This window comes from Streptomyces sp. NPDC059853, assembly GCF_042731495.1.
Taxonomy (GTDB): domain Bacteria; phylum Actinomycetota; class Actinomycetes; order Streptomycetales; family Streptomycetaceae; genus Streptomyces.
Genome location: NZ_JBHWJL010000383.1, coordinates 1 through 4,229, shown reverse-complemented (window position 1 = coordinate 4,229; position 4,229 = coordinate 1). Strand labels below are relative to the sequence as shown.

2 protein-coding genes are annotated in these 4,229 nt (G+C 77.2%); both read right to left on the bottom strand.

The features are described from left to right. Positions 1-447 precede the first annotated feature (447 nt). Positions 448-2,094 (bottom strand): nitroreductase family protein, encoded by a 1,647-nt coding sequence (locus ACFV5N_RS25360; RefSeq protein ID WP_385604136.1) that lies wholly within the window; start codon positions 2,092-2,094, stop codon positions 448-450. 13 nt (positions 2,095-2,107) lie between these two features. Beyond that, positions 2,108-4,000, bottom strand: coding sequence for a TOMM precursor leader peptide-binding protein (locus ACFV5N_RS25355; protein ID WP_385604133.1), 1,893 nt, complete (start codon positions 3,998-4,000; stop codon positions 2,108-2,110). Positions 4,001-4,229 lie beyond the last annotated feature (229 nt).

The following is a 4,229-nucleotide window of genomic DNA, read 5'->3' as shown; positions in this document are numbered from 1 at the left end:
GATTCCCCCGCCCCGCGCCGCGGGCCGGCCAGCCCGGGGCGGGCCGGGGGCCGCCGCGCCGGCCCCGGGGCGGCGCGCCCGGCCGGCGGCCGGGAGTGCCCGCCCGTCGCCGCCCGGGGCACCGGGAACCGCGCCGGTGCCGGGCCGTGCGGCACCGGTGAGCGGGCGTGCCGCCGACGGGCACGCCGGTCCTGCGGCCCGGACAGCGCCCGGTGACGCGGGCGCGCCCGGCACGGCCGCACCACCCGCCGACCGGGGGTGGACGCTGCCGGAACCGCCGGACGGCCGGGGACGGTCACTGCCGGAACGGTCCAACCGCCAGGCACGCTTGCGGCTGGAGCCGCCCGCCTGCCGGGCGCCGTCGCTGCCGGAACCGTCCGCCGGCGGGGGTGCCGGGGCCGGGGGGTGGGGAGTGCTCCGCACGGTCTGGTCTCCTTCGGGCGGCGGTCAGGCGATCTCGTAGCGGAAGTCGGCGGGTGCGGGGCGTTCGTGGCCGAGGAGCATGATCAGCAGCGGCGCCTCGTCCGTGCCCTCCAGGTCGAGTTCCTCGCGGTAGGAGAGGTTGTCGAAGCCGAGCGCGACGCCGCACCCGATGCCGAGGGCCGCCGCGGCCGTGTAGGTGGCCTGGGCGATGGCGCCCACCGTGGCGTTCACCAGCCGGTAGCCCCGGTCGCCGACCGCTTCCAGGACGGCGTGGGTGCGTACGGTCGGCACCAGGACGACGCCCGCCTGTTCGAGGTTGTAGTTGGACAGGAAGTAGTTCTGCTGGAGGAAGGGGCCGGGCGCCCCGGCGCTCACCAGCCGCAGCGCGCGCCGCCCGGGGTCGTAGGCGTACGCCCCGGGCTCGACGCCGTCGACGTGGTTGACGAAGGCGTACAGCGTGGCGAGGTGCGCGCCGCCACCGGCCGTGCCGCTGTCGCCGCCGAGTTCGGCGCCCGCGTGGGCGGCGGCCAGCGCCGCCGTCAGCTGGGCGGCGCTCAGCCCGCGGTGCGCCGCGAACCGGCCGAAGCTGCTGCGCCGCGACCGCAGGGCGCGCCGTACGGTCATGGTCAGCGGTGCGGCGTCCGGCAGTTCCCGGGCGGCGCCCTGGCGCCGGGCGGGCGGATGGGCGGCGGCCGGGGCCAGCGCGCCGGGGGCCGGGCGGTCGGCGGCACCGGCGGCGGTGGCCCGCTGCATCGCGCTCAGGGCCTCGAAGGTGAGGACGCGGCGGGAGCGTTCGGCGTCGGTCCGGCGCACCGCGACCGGCGCGGGCGGCGCGGGCGGCGCAACCGGTGCTCGGCCCGGACGCCCCGCCGTCGCGGGCGGCTCCCCCGCCCAGGTCAGCGGCACCACGGCGAAGACGCCCTCCGCCTCCGGCTCCACGCCCAGCAGCCGTTGCAGCCGGGCCTCGTCGAACCACAGCGCGGGCTCGATCTCCAGGCCGCGCGCCCGGGCCCACAGCCGCCAGGTGCCCAGCAGCGCGCCCAGGTCCATGCTCACGGCGTGGAAGGAGAAGCTGTTGTACTTGAACGCGTTCTGCCAGTACTTGATACCGAGCACGAGGTACTGGTCGGTGTCCGCGCTGCCCGGGGCGTCCGGGCCCAGCGCCGCCCGGATCTCGCCGGTCACGTCGCCGGTGAGCAGCCGCCGCATGCCGTGGTGGCGCGCGGAGTAGTAGTGCAGCCCTGGCAGGCCCGGGCCGCCGGGGCCGGACGCCCAGTAGACGGCCACCGGGTAGAGGCCGCCGCCGGAGGCGGTGCCGCGCGACCAGTTCGCCAGCGGGTAGTGCGGCAGCGCGTTCAGGTCGGTGTTGGCCTGGACGCCGAGCCGGCGGCCGGTCAGCCCGTACGAGTCGCGCAGCAGCCCGGAGAGCGCGGCGAGGTCGAACCGGCCCGGGGCCGGGTCAGCGGCCGTACCGCCGCCGAACAGGCCGCGGGCGACGGTCGCCCCCTCGGGCACACCGCCGTCGTCGGCGGGCAGCGGCACCGTCGCGGCGCCCGGGTAGTGCTTGGTCTTGCGCGGCCCGTCGCTCCAGTCGGGCACGAAGTTCACCGGCTCCATCGGGACCCGGCCGCGCGCCATGATCGCGTCCGCGTAGGTCTGGGCGTACCCCATGGGTGGGCTCCGATCAGGGGAAGGGGTGGGGGGCGGGGTTGAACTCGGCCGGGGTGAGGTCGGTGGTGCGCAGCCCCGCCTCGCGCAGCGCGGTGCGCAGCCGGGGCATGCCGAGCGCCCGCTGTCTGGCCCAGCCGAAGTCGATGGGCAGCAGTCCGGGGACCAGTACCGAGACGGTGGTCAGTCCGAGGTCGCGCTGTTCCGGCATGGTCTGGTCGACGACGATCACGTCGAAGCCGGCGGCGGTGACGGCGGCGGTGCAGGCGGCCAGGTCCTCGCGGAGGTCGCCGGTGACGGCCGGGACCGTGCCGTCCCCGTACCGTTCCGCCAGCGGGTGGCGGCGGCCGCGCGGGCCGTCCAGCAGGAAGGCGGCGTGCTCGCCCATCTCCGGGACGCCGTACACCAGTGGGTGGTCGTGCAGCGCCTGCACCAGGTCGAAGTCGGCGGCCATGGCGCGCAGCCGCGCCTCGTCGCGTTCGGTGCGGCCGGTGAGGTTGACGGCGTCGGTGGCGATCTCGCACAGCGCGGAGGCGAGCGCGGCCTCCGGGTCGAGGCCGGCGCCGGCGCCGAAGCACATCCGGCCCATGCCGCCGTCGGGGCGGACGGCGACGGCGGTGATCACCGGGACGGGGAAGCTGATCCGGGTGTCGAAGAACCGTGCCTCGTAGCCGTACATCGCCAGCCGGTCCACCATGTGCCGGGTGGCGGGGCGGGTGCTGGAGTGCGGGTCGAGTTCGGGGAGGGCGGCGCGGCCGTACCAGGCGAGCAGGAACGCGTCGCGCTCGATGACCTCCATGAGCCCGAAGTAGACGGCCTCCTCCAGGGAGCCGCCGGAGGCGCAGCCGTTGGAGGACTCCTGGACGAAACGGTTCTCCAGGCCGGGCGCGTGGTAGTACGTCAGGACCTCGGGCACCAGCAGCGGGCGGTCGTCGCGCAGCGAGTGGCCCCACACCCAGGGGACCACGCGCTCGGGGGTGAAGGGCGGGATGTGCGGGTGGGCGCGGTGGAACGCGTCCGAGTACAGCCCGCACCGCCGCGGGTCGAGGGCGGGCACGCCCCGGGCGCGCAACCCGTCGAGGCTGTCGCGGACGGCGGCGGTACGGGCCCGGGCGCGCATGCCGGCGTACCGTTCCAGGCCCTCCAGGATCCCGATGCGCACGCTGTGCCCGAAGGTGTCGGCGTGCCCGCCCCAGAAGGTTTCGCGCAGATAGCCGCCCGACCGCATGGAGAAGCAGCCGATGGTGGCGGACGTCGAGGTGGAGGAGATGTCGTGCACGACACCGGGGCCCAGCGCGCCGCACACCGGGTTGGTGTAGGCGGCGGTGGGCAGGTCGTAGGAGCCGATGTCACGGACCCGGAAGGTGCCGGGCCGGTGCTCGGGCGCGGGCCGCAGGGTGAGCGTGGCGGCCTCGGCGGTGTCGGGCTCGGTACGTCCGCAGGCGGGGCACTCGGGGTCGGGCAGCAGCGGGTAGCGGCGGACGCCGAGGGTCTGGAGATCGATGAGGTGGACGGCGGCGTGCGGCCCGCCCGCCGCCTCGCGGGCGGCGATGAGCGCGGTGACGGCGTCGGCGGCGAACGGCGTGGCGTACGGGGAGCGTCCGGCCGCCCGGGTGCGCGGCGTCGCGCCGGGGGCGGCGGGTCCCGGGTCCAGTTCGAGCGCGTCGCGCAGGGCGACGGACCTGACGGACTGCCAGCGGCGCTCCAGGCAGCGGGCGCACGGGCGCGTCGTGGCGCCGTCGGGGGCGGGCAGCGGGCCGACGACGGCGTAGCGGCCGTACAGACGGACGGGGACGCGCCGCCCGTCGACGGGGCTGGTGTCGGTGAGGGCGTCGCGGAGGCCGAGCGGCGCCACATCGGTCCCGGGGCGGGCCCGGTCGATGAGGGCGGCCAGGTCAGCGGTGGGCACGGGCCACCTCCGGGATGCTGCGGCGCGGCGCGCGGCGACGGACCGGTGGCGCGGGGCGGTGGCGGGGGCGGGGGTCAGTGGTGGGCATCGGCGACGGCCTCCGTCAGCAGGATGCGGGCCGTGTGCAGACCGCCGGCCCGGAGGTCGGTGGGGGTGGTGTCGGCGTACAGGACGTCGCGGCCCGCCGCGCGCAGCCGCTCCAGCACGGTGTCCAGGGTGGTGTCGGGGG

Coding starts and splice junctions, on each gene's coding strand:
- ACFV5N_RS25360 (WP_385604136.1), bottom strand. CDS start 2,094: ATGGGGTACGCCCAGACCTACGCGGACGCGATCATGGCGCGCGGCCGG.